This is a genomic window from Streptomyces sp. NPDC002793 (assembly GCF_040295485.1).
In the GTDB taxonomy this organism is placed as follows: Bacteria; Actinomycetota; Actinomycetes; order Streptomycetales; family Streptomycetaceae; genus Streptomyces.
The window spans coordinates 1-26150 of the sequence record NZ_JBEOVL010000036.1 but is presented as its reverse complement, the minus strand read 5'-3'; the positions used below and the strand labels follow the sequence as shown (position 1 = coordinate 26150).

At 72.7% G+C, this 26150-nt stretch carries 23 protein-coding genes; 9 read left to right on the top strand and 14 right to left on the bottom strand.

Going from position 1 to position 26150, the window contains the following annotated elements; genetic code table 11:
- The first annotated feature begins 7 nt into the window (after positions 1–7).
- The gene (locus tag ABT001_RS27820) at positions 8–1063 is read left to right on the top strand and encodes a LacI family DNA-binding transcriptional regulator (protein ID WP_351282866.1); all 1056 of its coding nucleotides are present in this window, start codon (positions 8–10) and stop codon (positions 1061–1063) included.
- Positions 1064–1076: 13 nt separating this feature from the next.
- Here ABT001_RS27820 and ABT001_RS27815 read toward each other — a convergent pair whose 3' ends face one another.
- Positions 1077–3269, bottom strand: a complete 2193-nt coding sequence (locus ABT001_RS27815) for a phage holin family protein (RefSeq protein ID WP_351282863.1) — start codon at positions 3267–3269, stop codon at positions 1077–1079.
- Positions 3270–3562: 293 nt separating this feature from the next.
- Between ABT001_RS27815 and ABT001_RS27810 the strand changes: the two genes are divergently transcribed.
- Entirely contained in the window at positions 3563–4339 is a 777-nt protein-coding gene (locus tag ABT001_RS27810; protein ID WP_351282861.1) for an MBL fold metallo-hydrolase, read from the top strand.
- On the top strand, positions 4336–4953 hold the full coding sequence (locus ABT001_RS27805) for a DedA family protein (RefSeq protein WP_351282858.1): 618 nt from the start codon (positions 4336–4338) through the stop codon (positions 4951–4953). The genes ABT001_RS27810 and ABT001_RS27805 overlap by 4 nt, the downstream gene beginning before the upstream one ends.
- 32 nt (positions 4954–4985) lie before the next feature.
- Here the strand turns inward: ABT001_RS27805 and ABT001_RS27800 are convergent, their stop codons facing one another.
- The 4 genes from ABT001_RS27800 to ABT001_RS27785 form a co-directional block, all read right to left on the bottom strand.
- Positions 4986–6011: an MBL fold metallo-hydrolase gene (locus ABT001_RS27800; RefSeq protein WP_351282856.1), complete on the bottom strand. Its 1026-nt coding sequence runs from the start codon at positions 6009–6011 to the stop codon at positions 4986–4988.
- A gap of 13 nt (positions 6012–6024) precedes the next feature.
- Positions 6025–7263, bottom strand: coding sequence for an aminotransferase class I/II-fold pyridoxal phosphate-dependent enzyme (locus ABT001_RS27795; protein ID WP_351282853.1), 1239 nt, complete (start codon positions 7261–7263; stop codon positions 6025–6027).
- A gap of 113 nt (positions 7264–7376) precedes the next feature.
- Complete coding sequence (locus ABT001_RS27790; protein ID WP_351282851.1) at positions 7377–8225, bottom strand: SMP-30/gluconolactonase/LRE family protein; 849 nt, start codon at positions 8223–8225, stop codon at positions 7377–7379.
- Positions 8222–8995, bottom strand: a complete 774-nt coding sequence (locus ABT001_RS27785) for an IclR family transcriptional regulator (RefSeq protein ID WP_351282849.1) — start codon at positions 8993–8995, stop codon at positions 8222–8224. The genes ABT001_RS27790 and ABT001_RS27785 overlap by 4 nt, the downstream gene beginning before the upstream one ends.
- 215 nt (positions 8996–9210) lie before the next feature.
- Between ABT001_RS27785 and ABT001_RS27780 the strand changes: the two genes are divergently transcribed.
- The 3 genes from ABT001_RS27780 to ABT001_RS27770 all read left to right on the top strand — a co-directional run bounded on the left by ABT001_RS27780 (position 9211) and on the right by ABT001_RS27770 (position 12029).
- Positions 9211–10707 carry a bifunctional phosphatase PAP2/diacylglycerol kinase family protein gene (locus tag ABT001_RS27780; protein WP_351282846.1) on the top strand — a complete coding sequence of 499 codons (1497 nt, stop codon included), beginning with the start codon at positions 9211–9213 and terminating at the stop codon, positions 10705–10707.
- A 97-nt stretch (positions 10708–10804) separates the two neighbouring features.
- The gene (locus ABT001_RS27775; protein WP_351282844.1) at positions 10805–11614 is read left to right on the top strand and encodes a methyltransferase domain-containing protein; all 810 of its coding nucleotides are present in this window, start codon (positions 10805–10807) and stop codon (positions 11612–11614) included.
- A 61-nt stretch (positions 11615–11675) separates the two neighbouring features.
- Positions 11676–12029, top strand: coding sequence for a VOC family protein (locus tag ABT001_RS27770; protein WP_351282841.1), 354 nt, complete (start codon positions 11676–11678; stop codon positions 12027–12029).
- On the opposite strand, the gene ABT001_RS27765 is transcribed toward ABT001_RS27770, so the two are convergent.
- Entirely contained in the window at positions 12030–12947 is a 918-nt protein-coding gene (locus ABT001_RS27765; protein WP_351282839.1) for an arginase family protein, read from the bottom strand.
- Positions 12948–13042: 95 nt separating this feature from the next.
- The gene (locus ABT001_RS27760) at positions 13043–14227 is read right to left on the bottom strand and encodes an alcohol dehydrogenase catalytic domain-containing protein (protein ID WP_351282837.1); all 1185 of its coding nucleotides are present in this window, start codon (positions 14225–14227) and stop codon (positions 13043–13045) included.
- A gap of 297 nt (positions 14228–14524) precedes the next feature.
- Here ABT001_RS27760 and ABT001_RS27755 point away from each other — a divergent pair, with 297 nt between their 5' ends.
- The gene (locus tag ABT001_RS27755; protein WP_351282835.1) at positions 14525–14974 is read left to right on the top strand and encodes an SRPBCC family protein; all 450 of its coding nucleotides are present in this window, start codon (positions 14525–14527) and stop codon (positions 14972–14974) included.
- Positions 14975–14981: 7 nt separating this feature from the next.
- Here the strand turns inward: ABT001_RS27755 and ABT001_RS27750 are convergent, their stop codons facing one another.
- The 7 genes from ABT001_RS27750 to ABT001_RS27720 all read right to left on the bottom strand — a co-directional run bounded on the left by ABT001_RS27750 (position 14982) and on the right by ABT001_RS27720 (position 23579).
- A complete protein-coding gene (locus ABT001_RS27750; RefSeq protein WP_351282832.1) occupies positions 14982–15215 on the bottom strand; it encodes a LapA family protein in 234 nt (77 codons plus the stop codon).
- A gap of 117 nt (positions 15216–15332) precedes the next feature.
- Positions 15333–17108, bottom strand: coding sequence for a CocE/NonD family hydrolase (locus ABT001_RS27745; protein WP_351282829.1), 1776 nt, complete (start codon positions 17106–17108; stop codon positions 15333–15335).
- Between the two features lie 150 nt (positions 17109–17258).
- A complete protein-coding gene (locus ABT001_RS27740; protein WP_351282827.1) occupies positions 17259–18203 on the bottom strand; it encodes a S66 peptidase family protein in 945 nt (314 codons plus the stop codon).
- Positions 18200–20218, bottom strand: coding sequence for a S9 family peptidase (locus tag ABT001_RS27735; protein WP_351282824.1), 2019 nt, complete (start codon positions 20216–20218; stop codon positions 18200–18202). The genes ABT001_RS27740 and ABT001_RS27735 overlap by 4 nt, the downstream gene beginning before the upstream one ends.
- 18 nt (positions 20219–20236) lie before the next feature.
- The gene (locus ABT001_RS27730; protein ID WP_351282821.1) at positions 20237–21580 is read right to left on the bottom strand and encodes a M20/M25/M40 family metallo-hydrolase; all 1344 of its coding nucleotides are present in this window, start codon (positions 21578–21580) and stop codon (positions 20237–20239) included.
- Positions 21573–22406: a M55 family metallopeptidase gene (locus ABT001_RS27725; protein ID WP_351282818.1), complete on the bottom strand. Its 834-nt coding sequence runs from the start codon at positions 22404–22406 to the stop codon at positions 21573–21575. The genes ABT001_RS27730 and ABT001_RS27725 overlap by 8 nt, the downstream gene beginning before the upstream one ends.
- 171 nt (positions 22407–22577) lie before the next feature.
- A complete protein-coding gene (locus tag ABT001_RS27720; RefSeq protein ID WP_351282815.1) occupies positions 22578–23579 on the bottom strand; it encodes an aldo/keto reductase in 1002 nt (333 codons plus the stop codon).
- A gap of 124 nt (positions 23580–23703) precedes the next feature.
- Here ABT001_RS27720 and ABT001_RS27715 point away from each other — a divergent pair, with 124 nt between their 5' ends.
- Both ABT001_RS27715 and ABT001_RS27710 read left to right on the top strand, forming a co-directional pair.
- Complete coding sequence (locus ABT001_RS27715) at positions 23704–24597, top strand: LysR family transcriptional regulator (RefSeq protein ID WP_351282812.1); 894 nt, start codon at positions 23704–23706, stop codon at positions 24595–24597.
- A 151-nt stretch (positions 24598–24748) separates the two neighbouring features.
- A complete protein-coding gene (locus ABT001_RS27710; protein ID WP_351282809.1) occupies positions 24749–26023 on the top strand; it encodes a PucR family transcriptional regulator in 1275 nt (424 codons plus the stop codon).
- Positions 26024–26150: the final 127 nt, after the last annotated feature.

Genomic DNA, 26150 nt, shown 5'->3' with positions numbered 1-26150 from the left:
AGACTGCATGACTGCCGACGCTCCGCCGCCCGCACGCCCCGCCACCCTGGAGGACGTGGCCGCGGTGGCGGGCGTCTCCCGGGCCACCGTGTCCCGTGTGATCAACGGCGCGCCCACGGTGGACCCGGCGCTGCGGCGGGTCGTGGAGAAGGCGGTGGCCACCACGGGGTACGTACCCAACCGTGCCGCGCGCTCGCTGGTGACCAGGCGGACGGACTCGATCGCCCTGGTGGTGTCCGAGCAGGAACGGCGCCCGGTCTCGGAGCCGTTCATCGGCCGGATGTTCTCCGATCCGCACTTCGGGCGCGTGGTCGCCGGGCTGATGGACGTCCTGCGCCCCGCCGGGATCCAGATGGTGCTGATGCTGGCCGACGACGAGGCCTCCCGCAACCAGCTGTTGTCGTATCTGCGCCAGGGACATGTCGACGGGGTGGTCCTGATCTCCTCACACGCAGACGACCCGCTGCCCGGCCTCCTCCATGAGACCCGGCTGCCCGCCGTCCTGGCCGGCCGGCCCCGCCGTCCCTCGCCCCTCACCTACGTCGAGGCGGACCAGCGGGCCGGCGCGCAGATGGCGGCCGACCATCTGGCGTCCCTGGGCCGGCGGCGCGTCGGAACGATAGCGGGCCCGCAGGACATGCCCGCCGGACAGGTCAGGCTGACCGGCTTCCTGGACGCGCTGGAGCAGCACGGCATCGGTGACGTGGTGACCGCCGAGGGGGACTTCACCCACGCCGGCGGGGCATCGGCGATGCGGCAGCTGCTGCATGAACGGCCCGACCTGGACGCGGTGTTCATCGCCTCGGACCTGATGGCGCTGGGCGCCCTGCCCGTGCTGCTGCGGGCGGGCAGGGACGTGCCCGGGGACGTGGCGGTGGTGGGCTTCGACGACAGCAACGCCGCGGTGGCGTGCGATCCGCCGCTGACGACGGTGCGTCAGCCGGTGGAGGAGATGGCGGCCGAGATGGCACGGCTCCTCCTGAAGCAGATCGGCAGCCCGGGCAACGGCCCCGCACCGTCCGTGGTCTTCCATCCGACGCTGGTACGGCGCGATTCCGCCTGACCGTCCCGGCTCCTCAGCCGCGCACGCCGGGGACCGCGTCGTCGGGGCCGCTCCCGGACGCATCTGCCGGTGTCCCCGGGAACGGCGCGTCCGCCCGCACCGCCCCGGTGAAGCCCTCCTGCCGCAGCGGTACCTGGGGTCCGGAGAGCTCCCTCAGCCAGCGCGCCAGCACCCGGTGCACCGCCTCCGCGCCGACCGGGCCTGCCGAGGACACCGGCCTGGAGGTGTCCGCCGCCACGGCGTCGAGCGGGTCGGTCAGCGTCCGCGGCCACAGCAGGAACGGACGCGACTGTTCGCCCCCCAGCCCGCCGTGCGAGCCGATCTGCTCCTCGAAGGCGTGTACGCGACCGGTCCCGGGGTCGTACATCGAGTTGACCATGACGTCCGCCACGTGCGGAAAGCCGTCGGTGCGCCGCACCGCGTCCGCCGCACCCGGCCCGAAGAGGGCGATGGGCCCCTCTCCGTCCCTGAGCTCCGCCACCGGGACCTCCGCCCCGTCCCGGCCCAGCACCACCGACGATCTGTGCCGGTCGCTCCGTACGAGCAGGAAGCCGATCCCCGGATGGGCCGCGAGCGTGTCGAGCAGTGCGGGGTAGCGGCGGTCGAGCTGTTCGCGCGAGGCCCGCCCCTCTATGTCCGGGAACGACAGCAGCCCGAGGTTCCCGGAGGCGAGCACCACCGGGTCGGAGGGCTTGGTGGGGTCCTCCGTCTCCTCCCCGTCGACCGGCCTGTGCAGTGCGATGCGCACGGCGTCGCGGGCCTCCGACGCACTGCGGGTGCGCTGCGCCCGGCGGGGCACGGGGAGCCCGCAGCCGGCCCGTACGAGGTGCTTGAGGGTGAGGCCGTACCGTCCCGCGAAGGTCTCTCCGGGGCTCTGGCCGTGGTCGGACAGCAGCACGATCCGGTAGTCGCGCGGGGTGTGGTCGGCGATCTTCAGGATGAGGCCGAGAGAGCGGTCGAGCCGCGTCAGGACCTTCTCCGCGTCCCTGCTGAACGGCCCGGAGTGGTGGGCCACCTCGTCGTAGGCGACCAGGTCGGCGTAGACCGCGGTGCGCCCCGCGAACATGTCGCCGATCACCGCGGCGACCACCACATCGCGTTCGACCACCGTCGCGAACGCCCTGATGAAGGGGTACAGCCCGCCGCGCTTGACCCGCGGCGACTCCTTGCGCACCCGTGCGCGGACGGACTCGCCCATCTCACGGCCCACCTCGGCGACGAAGGACAGAGCCGTCCGCACGGCGTTGGCCGAGTCGGAGAAGTAGGCGAAGTAGCCGGCGCGGGAGCGGCGCCCCTTGCCCCGTCTGGCGGCCATGGAGAGGACCAGGGCGAGCTGGTCCGCGCCGCCGCTGAAGAGGTTGCCCCGGCTCGCGCCGTCGACGGTGAGCAGGCCGCCGTCGCGGGTGCGGGCGATGGCCCTGCGCTGGAGTTCGAGGGCGCTCGCCGGTCTGCTGGAGACCATCACGGTGCCGGTCTCCTTCTCGAACCAGCGGAAGGCGGGCACGTCGAAGTTGCTGCCGTGCAGGATGCCGAGCTGGCTGGCGCCGGTCTGGCTGGACCAGTCGGTGGTCCACGGGGTGAGCCGGTGGCCCGCGTCGTCGGCGAGCAGGCCGGCCACGGTCGGCATGAGGCCGTCGGCCGCGGCCCGTTCGAGCACGTCGTGGCCGACCCCGTCGAGCTGGACGAACACGATGCCGGGCGGGCCGCCGCGCCCGCCGTCCGCGCTGTGCGGTGTGCCGCTGCGTCTGCGGCGCCGGTCGGCGAGGCGGGAGAGCCGGCGGCGGTAGGCGTCGTCGTCGCGGACCGCGAGGGCGGTGGAGGTCGCGGAGGCGACGGCGGACATGACGGCCGCCACGACGACGGCGGTCTCCGGCGCGGCGTCGCCGCGCCCGTCCGGGATGAGGCGCAGGGCGATCAGCAGCAGTGAGCCGTTGAGGAAGAAGACCAGGGCGCCCAGGACCAGGGCGGGCACGATGAGCAGTGCTCGGACGAGCACGGGCCACACCAGCGCGGAGAGCAGGCCGAAGGCACCCGCACCCCAGGCCGCGGTGAAGGCGGTCCTCGTGACGGTGTCGCCGTCGTCGGCCTGGAGCTGGAAGTCGGGCAGGATCCCGGCCAGTACCAGCAGGGTGAGGGTGGAGACGGCCCACACCGAGATCACGCGCAGGAGGGTTCCCCCCGCTCTGCGCCATCGCCCGTCACTCACGCCGTTCCACCTCACGTCCGGGCCCGGTGTTCGTCATGGGCCCGCGTCAAGCCTGTCATAGCCCTTTCGTGCCTGTTCGAGGCCCCGGGCCCTCCGAGGCTGTCGGCGGCCGTCGCCCGTCGACGGTTCCCCCCGTGCTCCGATGCCGGCCACGACCCTACCTCCGCCGTGGCCCTCCGTAGCCGCCCGGAACCGCTGCGGAGCCGGTGCGCAGGAGCGCTCCGGCGTGGGAGGGGCGCGGAGCGCCTACCCTCGTACGCGTACGGGGACGGCGTGGGTGAGGAGGCGGGGCGGTGGAGGTCACGTGGTGGGGTCATGCCACCTGCACGATCGAGGACACCGGCGTCCGGGTGCTCACCGACCCGTTGTTCGCGCGGCGCTTCGCACATCTGCGACGCCGCCGGGGTGACGTCCCGCCGCCGGAGGCAGCGGTCGCCGACGCGGTCCTGATCTCCCACCTGCACTCCGACCACCTGCATCTGCCCTCCCTGGCCCGTCTCGCCCCCGGCAGCCTGCTGATCGTGCCCCGGGGTGCCGTCCGGGCCGTCCCGGGCCTCCGTCTGCTGCGCAGGACCCGGGGACTGCGGATCTCCGAGGTCGCCCCGGGGGACGTGGTGCGGGTCGGCGAGGTCCTGGTCCGGGCGGTTCCGGCCCTGCACGACGGACGACGGCTGCCGGTCGGCCCGCACCGGGTGCCCGCTCTCGGGTACGTCGTCGAGGGCGAGGCCCGCACGTACTTCGCCGGTGACACCGGGCTGTTCGACGACATGGCCGAGGCGGTGGGGCCGGTGGACGTGGCGCTGCTGCCGGTCGGCGGCTGGGGGCCCAACCTGGGGCACCACCACCTGGACGCGGCCCGCGCGGCGCGGGCGCTGACCATGCTGGAGCCGCGTTCGGCCGTGCCGGTGCACTACGGCACGTACTGGCCGATCGGGATGGACGGGGTCCGGCCGCACGAGTTCCATGCGCCGGGGGACGAGTTCGTGCGGCAGGCGGCGCTGGTGGCACCCGAAGTGGCGGTGCACCGGCTGGGGCACGGCGAGCATGTGAGGCCGGAGGCCCGAAGATGATGGACGTACTGCGGCAGCTGCCGACCGAGGCGACGCAGCAGGCCGTCGGCTATCCGTCGCTGTTCCTGCTCGTGGCGCTGGGATCGCTGGTGCCGGTGGTGCCGACGGGGGTGCTGGTGAGTTCGGCGGCCGTGGTGGCGTTCCACCAGACGTCACCGTTCGCCCTGCTCGTGGTATTCGCCGTCGCCGCGGGCGCGGCCTTCCTCGGCGACATATGCCTGTACTGGCTGGGCAAGCGCGGGGTGGCGTCCAAGAACGGCTCGAAGTGGCTGAAGGCGATCACCGGCCGGGCCGCTCCGGAGCGTCTCGCGCAGGCTCAGCGGAAGCTGGACGAGCACGGCACGGTGGTGCTGGTGCTGTCCCGGCTGATACCGGCCGGGCGAATACCGGTGATGCTGGCCTGTCTGCTCGGCCGGATGCCGCTGCGGCAGTTCGCGCGGGGCGATGTGCCGGCGTGTCTGGCCTGGGCGGCGACGTATCAACTGATCGGGCTCCTGGGCGGTTCGCTGTTCCCCGAGCCGTGGGAGGGGGTGCTCGCCGCGGTGGTGCTGACGCTGCTGATCAGCGGGGCCCCGGCCCTCTGGCGGCGGCTGCGGGGGCGCCTGGCCGACTGAGGGGCCGGTGGTGTTCCGGCCGCCGGGCACGGTCAGGCTTCCATGACGCGTGAGCCGCCGACCGGCAGGTCCCAGAGGTCGGTGCGCGGATATCCGGCCTGCTGCCAGGCGGTGCGGAGCCTGGTCAGCGGTTCGAGCACCGGTTCGGCGGAGAGCAGGAACGTCGCCCAGTGCATCGGGGCCATCGCACGGGCGCCGAGGTCCGTGTACGCCTGGACGGCCTCCTCCGGGTCGGTGTGCACGTCCGAGAGCCACCAGCGTGGTTCGTACGCCCCGATCGGCAGCATGGCCAGGTCCAGGCCGGGGTAGCGGCGGCCGATCTCCTTGAACCAGTGGCCGTAGCCGGTGTCCCCGGCGAAGTAGAGCCGCCGTCCTGCCGCGTCGCCGATCACCCAGCCGCCCCACAGGGACCGGCAGGTGTCGAGGAGGGTGCGCTTGGACCAGTGGTGGGAGGGCACGAAGTCGAAGCGGACACCGCCCAGTTCCACCGATTCCCACCAGTCGAGCTCCGTGACGCGGGTGAAGCGACGCCGACGGCACCAGCGGCCGAGGCCGGCGGGGACGAGGAGCGGGGTGTCCCTGGGCAGTCTGCGGAGGGTCGGGGCGTCGAGGTGGTCGTAGTGGTTGTGGCTGATCAGGACCGCGTCGACGGCCGGCAGTTCCTCCCAGCGGACCCCGACCGGGGTGATCCTGGCCGGGGTGCCCAGGATGCGCCGCGACCAGACCGGGTCGGTGAGGACGGTGAGCCCGCCGATGCGGATGACCCAGCTGGCGTGCCCGGCCCAGGTGACCGCCACCGTGTCCCTGTCGGCGTCGGGCAGCGGCCGGGGGGCGTACGGCAGCCGGTGGACGCCCCGGAGTCCCTCCGCGTTGGGCCGCATGGCGCGCTCCCTGGCCAGACGCGTCATGCCCCTGACACCCGGGAGCGGTGCGGTGAGCCGGTCGGCGAAGCTGCGGGGCCAGGTCCGGAGCTCGCCGAGGCTGCGCGGAGCGGCGACGGGACGGCCGGTGGGCGCGCGGCCGGCACCGGCGGTCGGACGCTCGGTCTGTTCCGTCATCGAGAGGCTCCTGTCATCGGAGTTCATCGAGGGCTGCTGCGAAAATGCTCAGTGCTCGGGCGACATGCGGCAATTCCAAGGGCTCCACCGCAGTGAGGGACTCCATCTGCTGCTCCGGGGTTGAGCCGAGGAGCGGGCCGGTGCTCAGGCGCACCCGCAGCGCGCCCAGTTCGTCCCCGAACCGGTGCCCACCGGGCGCGGGCGCACCGAGCCGGCCTGTCAGGTAGTCCTCCAGCTCCATGGAGTCCGTGACGCCCCGGGCCGCCAGCCGGGCGCGCAGCGGGCCGAGGTCGGCGTAGAGGTGGCGGCCGGCCTGCGGCGGCCTGGCCAGGGCGCCGACGGTGAGGACCGCGCGGTGCGCGGCGGAGGCGAGGTGGTCCTGGAGGTGTGCCGCCTGCCTGACCCTCGTCCGTACCGCCTCGGGTTCGCCCAGCGCGTGGGCGGCGGCCCTGGCCACCGGCTCGGCGACGAGGGCGCCGAGCGCGGTGAGGACGTCGAGGACCCTGGCGCGGCGCGCCGCGGCGCGGGCTCCGGCCGGGAAGCGGGCGACGGCGACCGGCCAGGCGGACGGGGTGAGGGATCCGGCCAGGTCGGACAGGACGGTGACGTCGTCGGGGCACATCTCGGCGGGGCTGAGCAGGACGGTCTCGTGGGGCCGGTGCACGGTGTCGCGCCAGGTCTCGTCGCTGACGATGTGCAGCCCTTCGGAGACGGCCGCCTCACACACCTCGCGCACCAGTTCCGGCGGCGCGAGGGTCGCCGTCGGATCGTCGACCACGGAGATCAGGAGCAGCCGGGGCCTGCCGCCCTCGGCACGCACCCTGCGTACGGTCTCCAGCAGGGCGTAGGGGTCGGGAATGCCGCCGCACTCGGCGGGCGTCGGCACGTGGTAGGCGGGCCGGCCCAGCAGCCGTGCCTGCGGCATCCAGGTGGCGGGGCAGGGCCGGGGCATGAGCACGTCGCCGCCGTACGCGGCGATCAGGGCGAGCAGGAGCGGCTGGGCGCCCGGGGCCGCCGCGATGGCGCCGGGCCCGCCGTGCAGGCTCCGCCGGTCCCAGTAGGCGGAGGCCGCCTCCCGCAGAATCGTTCCGCCTCCGGGTGGCTCGGGACGGGTCCACGCGGCGGACGCGGCCAGTACGCCCGCGAGCTCGGGAAGCACCGGGAGACCGGGGTCGGGGGCGGGCGGCCCGTACCGGACCGGGCCGTGGTCCTCCCCGAGGGGGCGGGCCGGCTTCCGCTCGCTCGCGTGCATCCCCGGGGCTCCCTCCGCCTGCGTCTACAGCATTTATACGGAGGTTCCCCGCCTTCCGCCCCCGCACCGGCCACGGAGTGCGACCGGCATACGCACTCCGGCCCCCGGGCCGGTCATCCGGCGAACGGTGTTCCGGGCAGCCCCTGTCCCACGTCCGGCAGCACGAGCAGGGAGCCCGACAGCGGGTGGGGGGCGTCCAGGCCCGTCCGGGCGGTGGACACGTACAGGTCGCGGAGATGGGGCCCGCCGAACGCGCACGCCGTGGGCCGGAGCACCGGCAGCTCGATGACCCGGTCCAGCCGGCCGTCGGGGGTGTAGCGGTGGATCGCGGCACCGTCCCAGAGCGCGGTCCACACACAGCCCTCGGCGTCCACCGTCAGACCGTCCGGCCAGCCGGAACCCCGCTCCACGGTGGCGAAGGGGCGCCGGTTCACGACACGCTCCCCCTCCACGTCGAAGACGTCGACGCGCCGGGTCGGGGTGTCGGTGTAGTACATGAGCCGGCCGTCCGGGCTCCAGCCGGTGCCGTTGCTGACGGTCACCGTGTCCAGGACGCGGCTCACCGTGCCGTCCGGGGCGATCCGGGACAGGGAGCCGCCCGCCTCCGCCTCGTCGTACCGCATGGTGCCCGCCCAGAGCGCGCCGTCCGGGGCCACGGCCGCGTCGTTGCCCCGCCGCCCGGGAACGGGCTCGTGGACCAGCCAGGAGAAGGCTCCGTCGGCGTCGTACAGCCCCGTCCCGTCCCGCAGGACGACCACGAGGCCGCCGCCCGCCCGCGGCTTCGCCGCTCCGACGTGCTGGCCGGTGGCCATGACCGTACGGCGGCCGGTCGACGGGTCGTACGTGTGGACCCGAGCGGAGAGGATGTCGACCCAGATCAGCCGCTCACCGGCAGGGTCCCAGGTGGGGCCCTCACCCAGCTCGGCCCGCTCCCGCACGGCCACTTCCAGGGCCGGCCTCATACCTGGCCCCGGTGGTGTCCGAGCCGGCCGGAGAGCGCGTCGGCGCCGCCCGCCGCGAGCTGCGCCAGTTCCGCCTCGCGCTCCTCGCTCCAGCGGATCATCGGCACGGAGATGGAGAGCGCGGCGACGACGCGCCCGGACCGGTCCCGGACGGGGGCGGCCACACAGCTCACATCCGGGTTCGACTCCCGGTGCTCCACCGCTACGCCCCGCTTGCGGACGACGGCGAGCGCGGCCCGCAGCTCCACGGCGTCGGTGAGGCTGTTGTCGGTCATGGCGACGAGTTCGCGCCCGTCGAGGCGGGCGTCCAGCTCCGCCTCCGGGAGCGCGGCGAGCAGCAGCTTGCCGACGGAGGTGCAGTGGGCCGGCAGCTTGCGGCCGGCGGCGGAGACCATGCGGACGGCGTGCGTGGAGTCCACCTTGGCGATGTAGATGACCTCGGTGCCCTCCAGGATCGCCACATGAACCGTCTCACCGCAGGTCTCGGCGACCTCCCGGGCCACCTGCTGCCCCTCGGCCGCGAGGTCGAGCTGCTCGGCGTAGCGGCTGCCGAGCTGGTACGTGCGTACGCCCAGCCGGTAGCGGCCCGGCTGTCCCGGCACCGTCACCAGGTAGGACCGTGCGGCGAGCGTGGTGATCAGTTCATGGACGGTGGTCCGCGGCAGTTGGAGCTTGCGCGTGACCTCGGGGGCGGAAAGGGTTCCCTCGCCCTGGAGGAAGAGTTCGAGGACATCCAGCGCCCTGGTCACCGCGGGGACGAGTCGTCCCATGATCGCCCGCCAATCTCGTTCGACACTCCGGTCAATGACCGGAATCACGAACGAAGGCTAACGGCAGGGAACTTGTCCGGGCAACGTCCTCGGCGCGACGGAGCGGGCAGGAAAGGGCCACTTCGCCACATTCCGTCGCGTACACCCGGGATCCGATCGTGCCGGCTGTGCGCGCCTCCTGGTTCGCCGCCCGGTCGCAGGGTATTCGCTGTCCCATGTCGACAACGAGCAGTCTCCCCTTCTCCGGCCGCTGGCGGGACCGGTTCCACCGGCGCGACCTCGCCGCGTTCCAGCGCGTGGCCGAGAGACACTGGCCCGGCGCCGACGCCGTCCTGCCCCGGCTCAGCCGCAGCGCCAACCACGGGCTGCTGTGGTTCGGGGCCGCGGCGGGCATGGCGGCGCTGGGCTCCAGCGCACGGTCCCGCAGGGCGGCACTGCGCGGAATCGCCTCCCTGGCCGTCGCCTCGGCCGCCATCAACACCGTGGGCAAGGGGGCGGTGCGCAGGGAACGCCCGATAGTGGACCTCGTGCCTGCCATGAGGCAGCTGAAGCGGCAGCCGTTCACGACGTCCTTCCCTTCCGGGCACGCGGCCTCCGCGGCGGCCTTCGCGACGGGCGTCGCCCTGGAGTCGAAGGGCTGGGGCGCGGTCGTCGCCCCGGTGGCGGCGGCCGTGGCCGCCTCCCGCGTCTACACCGGGGTCCACTATCCGAGCGATGTGCTGGCCGGTGCGGCGCTCGGCATAGGGGCCGCTTTCGCGCTGCGGGGCGTCGTACCGACCCGCGGACAGCTGCCCGCCCCGGGCCGGCCTCCGGCCGAGGCCCCCGCACTGCCCGCCGGCCAGGACCTGGTGGTGGTCGTCAACCGGGAGTCCGGTTCCGCCACCGCGGCGGCGGCCGTCATCCGTGACGCACTGCCGCTCGCGGAGACGGTGGAGTGCGCACCCGCCGATCTGTCCGGATGCCTGGAGGAGGCGGCCCGGCAGGGCAGGGCCCTTGGTGTCTGCGGAGGCGACGGCACGGTCAACATGGCGGCGGCCGTCGCCGCGACGCACGGCCTGCCGCTCGCCGTGTTCCCCGGCGGGACCCTCAACCACTTCGCGTACGACCTCGGCATCGAGAACGTGCACGACACGGCGGCGGCGCTCACCTCCGGCGACGCCGTCCGGGTCGACCTGGGGCGCTTCCGGCCCGGACCTCAGGGGCCGGGCGGAGCGCACGGCTACTTCCTCAACGCCTTCAGCCTGGGCGTGTACCCGGAACTCGTGAGGACCAGGGAGCAGTGGGCGCCCAGGATCGGCGGCTGGCCGGCCGGAGTGCTCGCGGCCTTCGAGGCGCTGCGCGGCTCACGCCCACTGGCCGCCGAACTCCAGGGCCGGAGGAGGCCGTTGTGGCTGCTCTTCGTGGGCAACGGCCTGTTCCAGCGGGTGGGGCCCGCCCCGGGCCGTCGCCACAACCTGGCGGACGGCCTCCTGGACGTACGCGTGGTGCACGGCGGCCGCACCCCCGGCCTGCGACTGCTCGCCGCAGCGGTCGCAGGACCGCTCTCCCGGTCCCCCGTCCACGCGGCCGTACGGCGCCGCAGGGTACGGCTCGCCGGTCTCACGCCGGGCACCCCCTACGCCTATGACGGCGAAGTGGCGCACTCCGGCACGGAGTTGCTGATCGACAAGCTGCCCGAAGCCCTGACGGTGTACTGCCCGATGCCGGTCTGAGGGACCACTTGATGAGACGCCCATCTCAGGATCCGACATCGCGGCGTACCGTCGACCTCCACGCCCGCGACCCAGGTCCGAGAGAGGATGTACGGCCATGCCGAAGGAAACCGCCGTCTACACACACGGCCACCACGAGTCCGTACTGCGCTCGCACGAGTGGCGGACCGCCGCCAACTCGGCGGCATACCTGATCGGCGAACTCCGCCCGGGCCAGGCGGTCCTGGACGTCGGCTGCGGGCCGGGCACCATCACCGCGGACCTCGCCGCGCTGGTGGCGCCCGGCCGGGTCACCGCGGTCGACACCAACCACGACATCCTGGAGCGCGCTGCGGCGGCCGCCGCGGAACGCGGCCTGGAGAACGTGGAGTTCGCCACTGCCGACGTCCACTCCCTGGACTTCCCCGACGACTCCTTCGACGTGGTCCACGCCCATCAGGTCCTCCAGCACGTGGGCGACCCGGTGCAGGCGCTCCGCGAGATGCGCAGGGTCTGCCGGCCCGGCGGGGTCGTCGCGGCCCGCGACAGCGACTACGCGGCCATGACCTGGTACCCGGAGGTGCCCGGGATGCCGGAGTGGCAGGAGCTGTACGGCCGGGTGGCCCGCGCCAACGGCGGCGAGCCGGACGCCGGGCGCCGGCTGCTGTCCTGGGCCCGGCAGGCCGGATTCACCGACATCACCCCGACCGCCGCGGCCTGGTGCTTCGCCACCCCGGAGAACCGCGCCTGGTGGAGCGGGCTGTGGGCGGACCGCACGACCGCGTCGGTGTACGCGAAGCTGACGGTGGACGGCGGTCATGCGAGCACCGGACAGCTGACGGCGATCGCGGACGCCTGGCGCGTGTGGGGCGAGGAGCCCGACGCCTGGTTCATGGTGCCCCACGGCGAGGTGCTCTGCCGGGTGTGATCCGGTGAACGGGACCGGGAATCGATCACATGCGGCCGGGTCGGCAACTACCCTCGTGTGCATGGAAATCCTGGGAACCACGCTGCGAATCTGCGTCGACGACCTGGAGGCCTCGGTGGCCTTCTACGAGGGCCTGACCAGCACCCCGGCACTGCGCTTCGAGCGCGGCGGGGTCTCGGTGGCCGCGATCGGCTGCTTCCTGCTGATGAGCGGCCCCGAGGCGGAACTGGAGGTGCTGCGCAAGGTGTCGGCGACCATCGCGGTCAAGGACGTGGACGAGGCGCACGCGGCGCTGACCCGGGTGGGCGCGAGGGTCATCGCGGGCCCCGTACCCACCCCGGCCGGCCGCAATCTGATCGCACTGCACCCGGACGGCTCGGTCTTCGAGTACGTCGACCGGAACGTGCCCGCCTGATCAGCGCTCCGCGCCGTCCGCTCCCGCCAGGTCGAAGGCGTCGACGATCAGATCCGCGAGCAGCGCTCCGGCGGTGCCGTCCGGGTCCAGGTCGGGATCGTAGATCGTGACGTTGAGCCCCACGCAGCGGGGCGACCCGACGAGTGGGCGCAGCAGCGCGGCGAGTTCGTCCGGGAAGAGTCCGCCGTCGTCCGGGCTGTCGACGGCGGGCATCACACTCGGGTCGAGGACGTCCGCGTCGAGGTGGACCCAGAAGCCGTCGAGCACGGGCACCTCCAGGGTCTGCACCACGGCGCGTGCGATGTCGGCGGGGCCCCGTTCCCTGATCTCCCCGACCGTTGCGTGGGTGATCTCGAGCTCGGTCATCTCGGCGCGGTCCTCGTCGTCGTCACGCATGCCGAAGAGCCGGACGTCCTCGTCCCTGAGGTAGGGGCCGAGCCCTTCCAGATCGGTGAGGTCCGCCTGCCCGCGCCCGGTGGAGAGGGCGAGTTCCTCGCCGCCCGCAGCGCCGATCCGGTCACTGTTGCCCGGGTGCCGGAAGTCCGCCGAACCGTCGATCGCGGCAAGCCCGTAGCGGCCGATACGGCGCAGGGCGAGAGCGGCACCGAGCTGGATGGAGCAGTCGCCACCGAGGACGACCGGGAACTCACCGGCCCTGACGTGTCCCTCGACGCGGTCGGCGAGGACGCGGGTGTAGCGGGCGATGGCGGCGGCGTTGAAGACCCCGTCGCCCTCCTGCCAGTCTCCGAGGTCGTAGCGCGGCGGTACGACGACGCCACCCTCCAGCGCCCCCAGCCGCCGCACGACGCGCTGCTCACGGAGCGCGCCGGCCAGCTTGTGACAGCCGGGGACGGTGCCGGGGGCGGGGGGCCGCAGCCCGAGGTTCGAGGGGGCGTCGAGGACCACACGTGTACGCATGAGGCCCATCCTCGCCGCCCCGCCCCGGGCCTGTCAGCCCCGTCGGCGGAAGCCGCCCGCCCCACCCCTCACGGGCCCGGCCGCTGTTCGTCGGGTCACGGCGTGAGCAGCGTCTTCACCATGCCGTCCGCCTTCTCCTGGAAGGTCCGGTACGCCTTGGGCCCGTCGGCCAGCGGCAGATGGTGGGTGGCGAAGCCGTCCACACCGAGCGGATCCTCGTCGACGAGCAGCGGCAGGATGGACGGCACCCAGTTCCAGACGTTGGCCTGCCCCATCCGCACCTGGATCTGCTTGTCGAACATCTTGAGCAGTGGCAGCGGGTCGACGGCACCGCCGTAGACGCCGGAGACGGACACCGTGCCGCCCCGGCGCACCACGTCGACGGCGGCGAGCAGGGCGCTGAGGCGGTCGATACCCGCCCGCTCCATGAGGACGCGCGCCGCGGCATCGGGCAGCTTCCCGACGGCCCAGTGTCCCGCCTTCGCCACGGGCGCTCCGTGCGCCTCCATGCCGACCGCGTCGATGACCGCGTCGGTGCCGCGTCCGTCGGTGAGGTCGCGCACGGCGTCGCCCAGGTTCTTGCCGTACTCCCGCAGGTCCAGTGTCCGGACACCCCGGGCCGAGGCCCGGTGCAGCCGGTCGGAGACCAGGTCCACACCGATGACCAGGCCCGCTCCGCGGTGCAGCGCGACCCGCGCCGCCATGTCACCGATCGGCCCGAGCCCGAGCACCGTCAGGCTGCCGCCGGGGGGTACCTCCGCGTACTCCACGGCCTGCCAGGCGGTCGGCAGGACGTCCGACAGGAAGACGAACCGGTCGTCGGGCGGGCCTTCGGGGACCTTGACCGGCAGCGTGTTGCCGAAGGGGACGCGCAACAGCTCGGCCTGCCCGCCGGGCACCTGTCCGTAGAGCTTGGTGTAGCCGAACAGCGCGGCGCCGCTTCCGTACTCCCGGACCTGGGTGGTCTCGCACTGCGACTGGAGACCCTGGCCGCACATGAAGCAGTCGCCGCAGGAGACGTTGAACGGCACCACGACGCGGTCCCCGCGCTTGACCGCGGTGACCTCGCGGCCGGTCTCCTCCACGATGCCCATCGCCTCGTGTCCGAGGATGTCACCGGGTTCCAGGTACGGGGCGAGGACCTCGTACAGATGCAGGTCCGATCCGCAGATGCCGCTGGACGTGACCCGGACGATGATGTCCGTCGCGTCCTGCACGACCGGGTCGGGGACCGTCTCCACGCGGACGTCCCGCCGTCCGTGCCAGGTCAGTGCACGCATGGGCCTTCTCCTCGCTCGCCCGAGTGGGTTCACGTCACGCTCGCCGCCCCCTCCATCCGTTCTACCGCGCGTGCGCTCGTGCCGTGCGCCGGGCCCGGGGCGGATCACGGGCCGCCGGGGCCGTGATCCGGACGCGGGGCCCACATGCGGGACACCTGTCACCGATAGGCCGATCGAGTGACTCCGGAGCAGTCTCCCGCCTGCCCGGGAACCGACATGTCGGTTGTGGGCAGTCCGCGTAGCATGGTGGGTGATCTCGCCGTTCCCGCCGATCGATTTCCGTGTGTGGAGGCGTCCATGGCCATTCGCCATCAGCTGATCCATCACCCACCCCCGGCCCTCTGGTCGGTGCTGGAGCAACCGGACCTGTACGGCAGATGGGTCGTGGGCACGCATGAGTCCGGGCCGCGCGCGGGGCTTTGGCCGGAGGTCGGCTCGTCCATCGAGTACACCGTGCGCCTCGGGCCGAAGGAGTTCCAGGGCCATACCACCGTGCGCCGCCTGGAACGGCCGGAGGTGCTCGAACTGGAGGCGAACAGCGGGCCGCTGGGCACGGCTCGCATCGCGTTCGACATCCGTCCCTGGGGCGACAAGACGCTGGTGCTGCTCACCGAACACCCGCTGCAGGGGCTCGGCGGAACCCTGCACAACGTCGCACTGGACGCGGTGCTCCAGCTCAGGCACCGCGCGATGCTGGGACGGCTGGCCAAGGTGGTCGACGCGCAGGAGGACAGCGGGCGACGGTAGCGTCGCCCTACCGCGCCGCCCTCCTGCGGAACAGATAGGCCCCGCAGAGCGCACCCGCCACGAAGACCCCCAGCAGCGCTGCCCAGAGCGGCATCGTGACCTTGGGAATGATCACCCGGATGGTGACCTCGGCGGTGTTCACACAGATGAAGACGATCGTCAGCACCGCCAGCAGGATGACGATGATCCGGGCAGGGCTGAACGCGCCCGTGCTGCCGCTGGATACGTCCTTGGGGCTCATCGGCGGCCCTTTCTCACTGGGTCCTGGGGTCCGGGGCCGGGAAACGGCGGGCCCCGGACCCCAGGATGCCTCCGCCCGGGGACCGAGGACGGGTGGGCGGCGCCGTACGGGTGACGGTCAGCCGACCACGGGGAGCTCCAGGACTCCGGTGTCCTGCGGGGCGCTGACCACCGTGACCGGCTTGACGCCCCGGTTGCCGAAGTACGCCGTGTCGCTCCCCGCGACCACGAACCGCAGCCGGTGCCCTGCCTCGTACCGGTGCACGACGCCCGGCAGCTCCACGGTGAAGGGGCGGGTCACGTCAGGGACGCGCACCGGGGCGACCAGGCGGTTCACCAGCTTCTGGGTGCCGTCGGGGGCCACGTCGTACACCTTCGCGAACAGGACGAGCTTGTCCGCGGCGTCGCCGCTGTTCTGGACCCGCTCCGTCTTCGGCGAGACGACCTTCAGGGTGGCTTTCGGCGCACCGACGACGTCCACCGGGGCGGTCAGCGGGGCGCTGGTCCAGCCGAGGTAGGTGCCCTTGGTGTCGTACGGCGCGGGGTCGGGCAGTCCGATCAGTCCCGCGAGGGAGCTCTCGGAGTGGCTGGTGGGCAGAAGCCAGTTGGTGTACTGGCGGCTGCCACGGGTGACCTCCGAGCGGCTGTCCACCAGGGCGCCGTCGCCGGAGAGGTACATCCTGCGGGACGGGCCGGGAACGGCTGCCGCGGTGCCGTAGCCGCTCGCCCAGTCGCGGTAGTAGGCGAACTCGGGCCCGGTGGAGGTGTTCTCGTCGTGCCTGAGGTAGCGGTCGAACCAGGCGAGGATGCGCTGCCCGACGTAGCTGGTCTCCAGATTGCCCGTGGAGAGGTCGAGTTCACCGGGGACCGAGCCGCCGCTGTGCCCCCAGGCCTGCCAGATCATCTTGGTCGTGATGCCCTGGGCCTCGAGCGCCCGGTAGGTGGCGGTGGCCTCGTTGAGGTTGAAGAGGCTGTCGGCCTGGCCCTGGACCAGCAGTGTGGGCGCGGTGACACCGGACAGGTAGGAGGCCGGCGAGACGCTGCGTGCGTACGTCAGCATCTCCTCGGTCGCGGCGGTGGGGTAGCGGCCTGAGTTCAGGAGCCTGATGGTGTCGCAGGCCCGGGCCGCGAAGTGCAGGCAGCCGAGGCGGCCGATCCGCGACGGGTCGAGGCTCGGCTCCAGCAGGGGCTGTGCCTCGCCCATGAGGTAGAAGCCGTTGGTCCACTGCCACTTGAAGACGCCCGGCGTGTCGGAGGAGACACCCCGGGCCGCTCCGGTGGAGTTGGGTGCGAGCGAGTACGCCAGGTCGTTCCAGGTGATCAGTGGGACGAGCGCGTCGACCCGCCTGTCGGCGGAGGCGGTCGCCAGCTGGATGGCCCCGCCGTACGAACCGCCGATCATGCCGACCACCGGGTCGCCAGGTGCGTCCGTGGTGACGTAATCGGCCCGGGTGCCGTCGTCGGCGGCACGGGTGCCGGCGAGGAAGTCGACGAGCCCGGAGGCCGCCTTGCCGTCGATCGCGGGGTCGTCGAGCGTGATGAGGCAGCCGGATTTCCCGAAGCCCAGGCCCGAGTAGACCAGGCCGACGTAGCCGCGTTCGGCGAACGCCCTGCCGATGACGTCGGTGGAGCCGTCGGACTTGCTCCCGCCGAAGCCGTTGGTGGCGAGGACGGCGGGGGCCGGGTGCCGCGCGTCGACACCGGTCGGCTTGTAGAGGTCCGCGTCGACCGTGCAGGAGCGGTCACCGGCGCGCACGGTGAACTCCAGTGCGGTGACGGTGTACTGATCGGCTGCGGACGCCGGAGGGGCACCGGTCAGAGCGAGCGGGACGAGCAGTGCCGCCCCGGCGAGAAGAGTGAGTGGACGGCGGAATCCGGGCACAGCACGCGACACATGGACCTCCACACCGAGGACTCGTTACCGACCGGTAAGCACCGGGCCCGGCCCATGGTGTGACACACGTCATACCCATGTCAACGTGCGGGAACCGGGTTTCACGGATGATCCACGTTCCGTGCGAGCCGCCCCGCTCCGGACGGGATGTCAGGTCAGCGCCGGAACCTGCGCGGTGAGCGTGCACCGACCGCCGTCGGCCGGGGCGTCCAGCTCGGCCGGCACGCCGAGCGGGACGGTCAGCGCCGTCGGGCCGTGGCCGAAGCCCAGTTCCTCGACCACCGGGACCCCGAGCCCGCCCAGCCGGTCGGCGAGCACGGCCCGCACCGCCCCGTACGGCCCGCACCCCTCCCAGGAGCCGCACACCACCCCGGCTGTCCCGTCCAGGGCGCCGACGCGCAGCAGCCGGGTGAGGATCCCGTCGAGCCGGTAGGGCTCCTCCGTGGTGTCCTCCAGCACCAGCAGTCCACCCCGGGAGGAGGTCCGGGCGCGCGGCGTACCGGCGTCGGCGGCGAGCAGGCTCGCGCAGCCGCCGTAGGTGACGCCCCGGGCCGTGCCGGGGACCAGTGCGGCGGCCGTGTCCAGGCCCAGGGTCAGCACCGACTCCGGCTCGAACAGGGTGGCGCGCAGCGCTTCCCGGGTGGCCGCGTCCTTCAGGAAGACGTCGGTGGCGACCATCGGCCCGTGCAGGGTCGAGAAGCCTGCCCGCAGGGCGAACGCCTCGTGCAGCACGGTGATGTCGCTGTAGCCGACGAACACCTTGGGCCCGGCCGCCCGTATCGCCGGCCAGTCGAGGAGATCGACCATGCGGTGGGCTCCGTACCCGCCCCTGGCGCACAGCACGGCGTCCACGGACGGGTCGCACCAGGCCTCCTGGAGGTCCCGGGCGCGGTTCACGTCCGTGCCGGCGAGGTGGGCCAGCTCCGGGTGTGTGTCGAGTACGTGGGGCGCCACGACGGGGTCGAGGTCCCAGCCGCGCAGCAGGTCGAGACCGCGCTCCAGCCGTTCGGCGGGCACGGGGCCGCTGGGGGCGACGACCACGACCTTGGCCCCGGGCCGCAGCCTGGCCGGGCGGGCGAGTGGCTCCAGGGTCACTCCTTCAGCTCCAGCCGGGGAACATCGGACCGATCGAGACCGAACGTCTGGACGTAGAGGGAGAGTTCGGCCTCCAGTGCGCGCCGCACCGTGTCGGCACGGCGGAAGCCGTGGCCCTCGCCCTCGAAGGCGAGGTACGCGTGCGGGATCCCGCGTCCCGCCGTCGCGGCGAGGAAGCGCTCGCACTGGGCCGGCGGGCAGATCGGGTCGTCGAGGCCCTGGAGCAGCAGGAACGGGGCGGTGATCCGGTCCGTGTGGTGGACGGGTGAGCGCTCCCGGTAGCGCTCGGGTACCTCGGCGTACGGGCCCACGAGAGATTCCAGGTACCGCGACTCGAAGTCGTGCGTCTCACCGGTCGCCCAGCCCTCCAGGTCGAGGATCGGATAGCTGATGGCCCCGCAGGCGTACACGTCGGTCCGTGTGAGGGAGGCGGCGGCGGTCCAGCCGCCCGCGCTGCCGCCCCGGATCGCCAGCCTGCTCCGGTCGGCCGTGCCCTCCTCCGCCAGTGCCAGGGCCACGGCCGCGCAGTCCTCCACGTCGACGACGCCCCACTGACCGCGGAGCCGGTCGCGGTAGGCGCGGCCGTAGCCGGTGGAGCCTCCGTAGTCGACCTCGACGACACCGATGCCGCGGGAGGTGAAGTAGGCGATCTCCAGGTCGAGCACGAGCGAGGCGCGGCCGGTGGGGCCGCCGTGCGCCCAGATGACGTACGGCGGCAGTTCGCCGTCGGGGCCGGTGCGTCCGGGGTGGCGGGGCGGGTACACCTGGGCGTGGATCTCGCGGCCACCGGGCCCGGTGAAGGTGCGGAGCAGCGGCTCGGGGTGGTAGGCGGGGTCGACCGCTTCCTGGTGGGGCGCGCCGATCGTCCGGGTGTGCCCCGTGGCCGTGTCCAGCTCGACGACCTCGTACGAGGTGTGGGGGCTCGCGGCGATGCCGATGACCCTGGTGTCCTGCACGGCGAGCGTCTCCGCCCAGGCGGTCCAGGGGCCCACGGCGTCGACGAGTTCGCCGGTCTCCGGGTCGAGCACACCGAGCGCGGTGGTGCCCCGGCCGTGGATGACCGCGATCAGCCCGTTGTCCAGGAGGTGGAACCAGCGCAGCCCGATCTTCCACAGCGGGCCGCCGAACTCCTCGTTCCGGCCGGTGCAGAGCCGGCTGGTGGGCACGACCGCGTCGGCGACCGCGTCGGGCCTGATGCGCTGGAGCTCCCACCAGCCCCCGACGTCCGAGACGAAGAGCAGGGACCCGTCCCGGTCCCACTCCACCTGGACGACCGACTCGTCGACGTCGCCGACCAGGGGCCGGACCCCGGTGAATTCGCCCTCCGCGGTGACCTCGGCCATCTTCACGACGGTGCCGTCCCACGGCATCCGCGGGTGGTCCCACGCGATCCAGGCGGCGCGGCGGCCGTCGTGCGACAGCCTGGGGCCGGTGACGAACCGGTCCCGGCCGTCGGTGAGTTCGCGCACGGCGGCGCGGTCCCCGGCGGCGGATCCGTCCAGCGGCACGGCTGCGATCACCCGCCGCACATCGGTGGGCGACTCGCCGGTGAACTCCTCCAGCACGCACCACACCTCGGCACGGTCCAGGTGCACCTGCGGGTCCACCCAGCGCAGTCCGCCGCCGACGTCCGACACGGGGGTGAGCGGCCACGGCCCGTCGGGCCCGTCCGGCGCGTAGGCGTACAGCCGCTGGTCGGCGAAGTGGACGAAGACGACCAGCGGCCCGCCCTCCTCGCGCGCCGCACCGGCCCACGGCATCCCGCCGTACTCGATGACACGGCTGCGGGGGTTCCACGGCTCGGGGAGCACGGAACGGACGCTGCCGTCGGCCAGGCGGCGCACGAGGGCGCGGCGGCCTCCTTCGGCCGGGCGCGGCTCCGTCCACCACACCTCGTCGCCGACGGTGCCGACGAACTCCGGGCGGCCGTCGTGCGAGGCGGTGAGTGCCGCGTCGATCGGTGACGGCCAGGTGCCGTACGCCGCTGTGGACACCACGATCGGGTCCCCTCTCATGTCAGGCGGTGCGGTTCGTCACGCGGTGCGCAGGAAGTGGTCCAGGACCCGGACGCCGAAGTGCAGGGCGTCGACCGGGACCCGCTCGTCGACGCCGTGGAACAGCGCCTGGTAGTCGAATCCGACCGGCAGCTTCAGCGGGGAGTAGCCGTAGCCCGTGATGCCTAGGCGGGAGAACTGCTTCGCGTCCGTGCCGCCCGACATGCAGTACGGGACGACGTGCGCGTCCGGGTCGAACAGCTCGACGGCCGCGCGCATCTTCGCGTACGTCGGTGAGTCGACGGGAGCTTCGAGGGCGACCTCGCTGTGCTGGAACTCCCAGTCGACACCGGGGCCGGTCAGCCGGTCCAGGGTCGCGCGGAACTCGTCCTCCCCGCCGGGCACCATGCGTCCGTCGATCTGGGCCGTGGCGTGGCCGGGGATCACGTTGACCTTGTAACCGGCGTCCAGCATCGTCGGGTTGGTGCTGTTGCGGACCGTCGGCTCGACCAGGGCCGCCGCCGGGCCGAGCTTGCCGAGGAGTTCGTCGACGTCGAACCCGGGGGCGTCGAAGTCGACGCGGATGTGGTGGAGTGCGGCGATCTCGGTGAGGGCGGCGCGCACCGTCGGAGTCAGCCGCACCGGCCACTCGTACGCTCCGATCCGGGCGACGGCGGCGGCGAGCCTGCTGACGGCGTTGGCCCTGTTGACCTTGGAGCCGTGGCCGGCCTTGCCCTCGGCGGTCAGCTTCAGCCAGCCCGTCCCGCGCTCGCCGGCGGCGATGGGGTAGAGCGGCATGCCGGGTCCCGCGTGGAAGGTGAACGCCCCGGATTCGCTGATGCCCTCGGTACAGCCGTCGAAGAGCTCTGGGTGCCGGTCGGCGAGGAAGCCGGCACCGTCGTCCGCGCTCGCCTCCTCGTCGGCCGTGTAGGCGATGACGAGGTCGCGGCGCGGGCGTACGCCGGCCCGCGCCCAGGCCCGGACGACCGCGAGGACCATCGCGTCCATGTTCTTCATGTCGATGGCACCGCGGCCCCACACGACGCCGTCGCGCACCTCTCCCGAGAAGGGGTGCACGGTCCAGTCGGCGGCCTCGGCCGGCACCACGTCGAGGTGCCCGTGCACGAGGAGGGCGTCGGCGGACGGGTCGGTGCCCTCGATCCGGGCCACCACGTTCGTCCGCCCCTTCGTACGCTCCAGGAGGGCGGGCTCCAGCCCGGCACCGGCCAGCCGCTCGGCGACGTACTCGGCTGCCGGACGTTCCCGGCAGTTGCCGTCTCCGTGGTTGGTCGTGTCGATCCGGATCAGTTCGGAGGTGAACGTCACCGATTCCTCGAGCGCCCGCTCGTCGACCGCTCCGGTGGGATTGCTCGCCTCAGCCATACTGTTCCTCCACGGCGGCCGACACGATCGTCGTCACCGCCTTGAATGTGCGAATACCTTCGTACATCGTCCCGCTGGTATAGACGACGCGCCGCTCGCCGCTCGGCGCCACGCCGGGGACCACGGTCGCGGCGGCCGCCAGATGCTCGGCGTCGAACTCCAGCTCCACCGTGTACGAGCCGCTCGTCACCGGTGTGTGACGCACGGCGAGCGCGGTCGCGCCGGCGGCGGCCGCCCTGATGTCGGCGGCTGTGCGGGCCGGGGTGCGGCACACGGCGGCGTACCGCGAGACGTGGTCCTTCACCGCGACCGTGCGCGCCCCGGGGGCGTAGCCACCGGCGTCCTGGCAGGTCAGGTCGTCGCCGGTGACCAGGATGACGGGCACACCGTACTCCGCCGCGACATGGGCGTTGAGCAGGCCCTCACTGGCGCGGACCCCGTTGAGCCAGACCCCGGTGATGGAGTTGGCCAGGTAGGTGTGGGCGAGCACGCCCTCCGTACCGGCGCCCGTGTGGTAGCCGACGAACGCCACGCCGTCGACGTCGCCGTGCTGGATGCCCTCGACCATGGAGAGGGACTTGTGCTTGCCCGTGAGCATCTGGACGCGGTCGTCGAGCCGCTCCAGGAGCAGATTGCGCATGCTCCAGTGGGCCTCGTTCACGAGGACCTCGTCGGCACCCCCGTCGTAGAAGCCGAGCGCCGCCGCGTTCACGTCGGAGGTGAACAGGGAGCGGCACCGCTCCCACTGCGGGGTGCCGGGCAGCACATCGGCCGGCCAGGTCACTCCGGTCGCGCCCTCCATGTCGGCGCTGACGAGGATCTTCACGTGCGCGGGTCCTGTCGCTGGTCGGTCGCTCCCCCGCCCGGTACCCGGGAAGAGGATCTTCGTGCCGCATCACGGTACGCGCCGGGACAGCGCCGGGCCAGAGCCACATGGGTCCGACACCGGTCCAGACCTGTGGAGCCGTCCGCCGGGAAGCGGCGGACGGCCCATGTCTCACGCGCGGGCGGTGCCCTTGACGAGCTCCTCGATCCGGGCGAGTTCGTCCTCACCGAACTCCAGGCCGCGGACGGCCTCCACGCTGTTCTCCAGCTGGGCGACGCTGCTCGCGCCGACGACGGCGGAGGTGACCCGGCCGCCGCGCAGCACCCAGGCGAGCGCCATCTGGGCGAGGGACTGTCCGCGCTCCCGGGCCAGCTCGTTCAGCGCGCCCAGGCGCTCCACCAGGTCCGGGGTGACGGCCTCGGCCGACAGGAACGGGCTGGCCCCCGCCGCCCGCGAGCCCTCCGGGATGCCGTGCAGGTAGCGGTCGGAGAGGATGCCCTGCTCCAGCGGGGAGTAGGCGATGGAGCCGGTGCCGAGCTCGTCCAGGACGTCCAGCAGTCCGTCCTCGACCCAGCGGTCCAGCATCGAGTAGCGGGGCTGGTGGATGAGGAGGGGGGTGCCCAGCTCGTTCAGGATGCGGGCGGCCTCGCGGGTCTGCTCGGCGGAGTAGTTGGACACGCCGGCGTAGAGCGCCTTGCCCTGGCGCACCGCCGTGTCGAGGGCGCCCATCGTCTCCTCGAGCGGGGTGTCGGGGTCGAAGCGGTGCGAGTAGAAGATGTCGACGTAGTCGAGGCCGAGCCGGGTCAGGCTCTGGTCCAGCGAGGAGCGCAGGTTCTTGCGGGAGCCCCACTCCCCGTATGGCCCCTCCCACATGTGGTAGCCGGCCTTGGTGGAGACGACGATCTCGTCCCGCAGTCCGGCGAAGTCCGTCTTCAGGGCGCGGCCCATGGCGACCTCCGCCGAGCCGGGCGGCGGGCCGTAGTTGTTGGCGAGGTCGAAGTGGGTGATGCCGAGGTCGAAGGCGCGGCGCAGGATCTCGCCCTGGCTCTCGGGGGTCCGGTCGCCTCCGAAGTTGTGCCAGAGCCCGAGCGACAGGGCGGGGAGCAGCAGGCCGCTGCGCCCGGTGCGCCGGTAGGGCATGGCGGAGTAGCGGTCGGCGGACGGAAGATACATGCGAGCACTCCACGGGACACGGCGTCGCGCGCCAGATCTGGTGCGCGCCCCCAAGACTGGCGGAGAACGATCCAGCGGTCCAACAGGAGATTCCGCTGAGATTCATCGTATAAATTGCTCAATCATGGAACTGCGCCAGTTGGAGCACTTCGTCGCCGTCGCCGAGGAGCGGCACTTCACCCGCGCCGCCGAACGTCTGGCCGTGTCGCAGTCAGGGCTGTCCGCTTCGGTCAGGGCGCTGGAGCACGAGCTGAGGACGCCGCTGTTCAGCCGTACGACGCGGACGGTCCGGCTCACCGAGGCGGGGGCGGCACTGCTGGTGGAGGCGGAGCGCACGCTGGCGGGTGCCAGGGCCGCCCGGGACGCCGTCGACGCCGTACGGGGACTGCTGCGCGGCACGCTGACGCTGGGGGTGGAGCAGTGCGTGGCCGGGGTCAGCACGGCGCGGCTGCTCGCCGCCTTCCACCGGGAGCATCCGCACATGGAGATCAGGCTCCGGCAGGAGGGCACGTCGAGCCTGCTGGAAGGGGTGGCCGGCGGTCGGCTGGACCTCGCGTTCGCGGCGACCGTCAGCCCGCCGGAGTGGCGGGGCGAGCTCGTGCCACTGGCGCGGGAGCCCATGGTCGTCCTGTGCTCCCCCGGCCACCGGCTCGTCCAGGACGGCGCACGGGTGGCCTGGGGTGAGCTGCGCGGCGAGTCGTTCATCGACTTCCACCCGGACTGGGGGCCCCGGCGCGCGGCGGACGAGGCGTTCGGCACGGCGGGGGTCCGGCGCACGGTGGCGCTGGAGGTCAACGACGTCCACAGCCTGCTGGAGCTGGTGCACGAGGGCCTCGGGATCGCGGTGGTGCCGCACCACTTCTCCCGTAAGCCGGAGGCGCGGGGCCTGGTCGCGGTGGAGCTCGACGGAGCGCACCGACCGGTCTACGAGAGCGTGGTGGTGCTCCCGCCGGCCCGCGCCATGAGCCCGGGGGCCAAGTCGCTGATGACGCTGGTCCGGGAGGCCCCGCTGCGCTGAGGCGAGCAGAGCCCGTACAGCAGCCGTGCCACCCGCCTCCGGCAACGGCGGGCGAACGCACCCTGCGAGCACCTGCCTTGTCACCGTTTTCACCCCGCCGTCACCTTTTCCTCGATCATTCTCTACAGATGTTCTTGTAAATTGCATACATATGAGCACCACCTCGCCTGACACCCAGCGCGTCGACGCTTTCGCGGAATGGATCCGAGCGAACCCGGACGACGTCGCTGACAACGTCTTCCGAGCTTGCGTCTCGGCTGTTCCCTCCTTCATCACCACCGGCCGGGAGATCGAACTCGCGTTCCGCGCGGTGTGCTCCTCGTTCGTCCCGGTCGTCAGCGAGGCAGTGACCACAGGCGAGATCCCCCAGGGGGCTTCACTCCCGGCTGCGGCGGACGACTTGGCACGCCGGCTTCCCGCGGCGGGAATCAAACTCGTGGATCTCGCACTCAGCTACGACATCGCCGGAAACGCGCTGCTCGATACGTTCAGCAGAGCACTGCGCGGCGACCCCTCCACACCGGCGGGCTGCGACCGCGCCGACATGCTGTTGGTGGTGGCGGGCCGGCTGTTCCGGTTCCGTCAGGCCGCGCTGGCGCAAGCGATGACGGTCTACCACCAGGAGCAGCAGCGGTTGCAGCACAGCGGGGTTCCCGACGTACTGGCAGCCGTCCAGCGGGTGCTGTCCGGAGAGTTGGGCGATGCGGAGGCGGAACAGCAGCTGGGCTATCGGATGAACAAGCGGCACGTGGCTTTCGTGGTGTGGGGCCCCGGAGCCACGGAAGCCGCGCTGAGGGAGGTCGCGGCCCGGTTGCGTTTCCAGATGAGAGCGCAGCAGGACCTCATGGTCCCGGCGGACGAGCATGCTCTGCACGGGTGGTTCGACGTCCCGGAGAGTGCTCCCGGTGTGGACCTGCTGCGTGCCCGCCTCTCCGTGCCCGCCGGCATCCGCATCAGTCTGGGCACACCGCAGTACGGCAGCAGCGGCTTCCGTGTCACCCATCGCGAGGCGCTGGAGACCCAGTCCCTCGCCGACAGTGCCATGCCGCAGTCCATACGTCCCGGCACGAAGGCCGAGGCCGGCCACATCGTGTCCATCTGCGACGTGTTCGCGCTGGTCTTCGCCAGCCGCGACATCGAACTGGCACGGCACTTCGTCCGAAGCCAGCTCGGAAGCCTCGTCGAACCGCGTCACTCGGTCCTGCGCGAAACCCTCCGAATCTGGTTCGAGGAACTCGGCAGCCCCACCCGGGCCGCCCGGCGCCTCAACGTCCACGTCAACACCCTCGTCAAGCGCCTCAACCGGGCTTCGGACATCGTGGCCCGGCCCGTGGACGCAGGTGACTTCGCCCTCCGTCTCGCCTTCGAACTGTGTGGGATCACCCACGCAGGCGGTACGAGCGGGCCCGCCGAGGACGGTCTCTGACCGCACAGGGGGAGGTGCGGATCCAGCGGGCCCCGGCCGGTGACGCGGACCCTCCGCTTGGCCGAGCACCCCGCTCGGGAACTCTGGCCACCCGAGGAGCAGGATGGTGGGACCATGGAGAGGAAAC

Coding starts and splice junctions, on each gene's coding strand:
- ABT001_RS27820 (WP_351282866.1), top strand. CDS start 8: ATGACTGCCGACGCTCCGCCGCCCGCACGCCCCGCCACCCTGGAGGAC.
- ABT001_RS27805 (WP_351282858.1), top strand. CDS start 4,336: ATGATGGACGTACTGCGGCAGCTGCCGACCGAGGCGACGCAGCAGGCC.
- ABT001_RS27800 (WP_351282856.1), bottom strand. CDS start 6,011: ATGACGGAACAGACCGAGCGTCCGACCGCCGGTGCCGGCCGCGCGCCC.
- ABT001_RS27795 (WP_351282853.1), bottom strand. CDS start 7,263: ATGCACGCGAGCGAGCGGAAGCCGGCCCGCCCCCTCGGGGAGGACCAC.
- ABT001_RS27790 (WP_351282851.1), bottom strand. CDS start 8,225: ATGAGGCCGGCCCTGGAAGTGGCCGTGCGGGAGCGGGCCGAGCTGGGT.
- ABT001_RS27785 (WP_351282849.1), bottom strand. CDS start 8,995: ATGGGACGACTCGTCCCCGCGGTGACCAGGGCGCTGGATGTCCTCGAA.
- ABT001_RS27780 (WP_351282846.1), top strand. CDS start 9,211: ATGTCGACAACGAGCAGTCTCCCCTTCTCCGGCCGCTGGCGGGACCGG.
- ABT001_RS27775 (WP_351282844.1), top strand. CDS start 10,805: ATGCCGAAGGAAACCGCCGTCTACACACACGGCCACCACGAGTCCGTA.
- ABT001_RS27770 (WP_351282841.1), top strand. CDS start 11,676: ATGGAAATCCTGGGAACCACGCTGCGAATCTGCGTCGACGACCTGGAG.
- ABT001_RS27765 (WP_351282839.1), bottom strand. CDS start 12,947: ATGCGTACACGTGTGGTCCTCGACGCCCCCTCGAACCTCGGGCTGCGG.
- ABT001_RS27760 (WP_351282837.1), bottom strand. CDS start 14,227: ATGCGTGCACTGACCTGGCACGGACGGCGGGACGTCCGCGTGGAGACG.
- ABT001_RS27755 (WP_351282835.1), top strand. CDS start 14,525: ATGGCCATTCGCCATCAGCTGATCCATCACCCACCCCCGGCCCTCTGG.
- ABT001_RS27750 (WP_351282832.1), bottom strand. CDS start 15,215: ATGAGCCCCAAGGACGTATCCAGCGGCAGCACGGGCGCGTTCAGCCCT.
- ABT001_RS27735 (WP_351282824.1), bottom strand. CDS start 20,218: ATGAGAGGGGACCCGATCGTGGTGTCCACAGCGGCGTACGGCACCTGG.
- ABT001_RS27730 (WP_351282821.1), bottom strand. CDS start 21,580: ATGGCTGAGGCGAGCAATCCCACCGGAGCGGTCGACGAGCGGGCGCTC.
- ABT001_RS27720 (WP_351282815.1), bottom strand. CDS start 23,579: ATGTATCTTCCGTCCGCCGACCGCTACTCCGCCATGCCCTACCGGCGC.
- ABT001_RS27715 (WP_351282812.1), top strand. CDS start 23,704: ATGGAACTGCGCCAGTTGGAGCACTTCGTCGCCGTCGCCGAGGAGCGG.
- ABT001_RS27710 (WP_351282809.1), top strand. CDS start 24,749: ATGAGCACCACCTCGCCTGACACCCAGCGCGTCGACGCTTTCGCGGAA.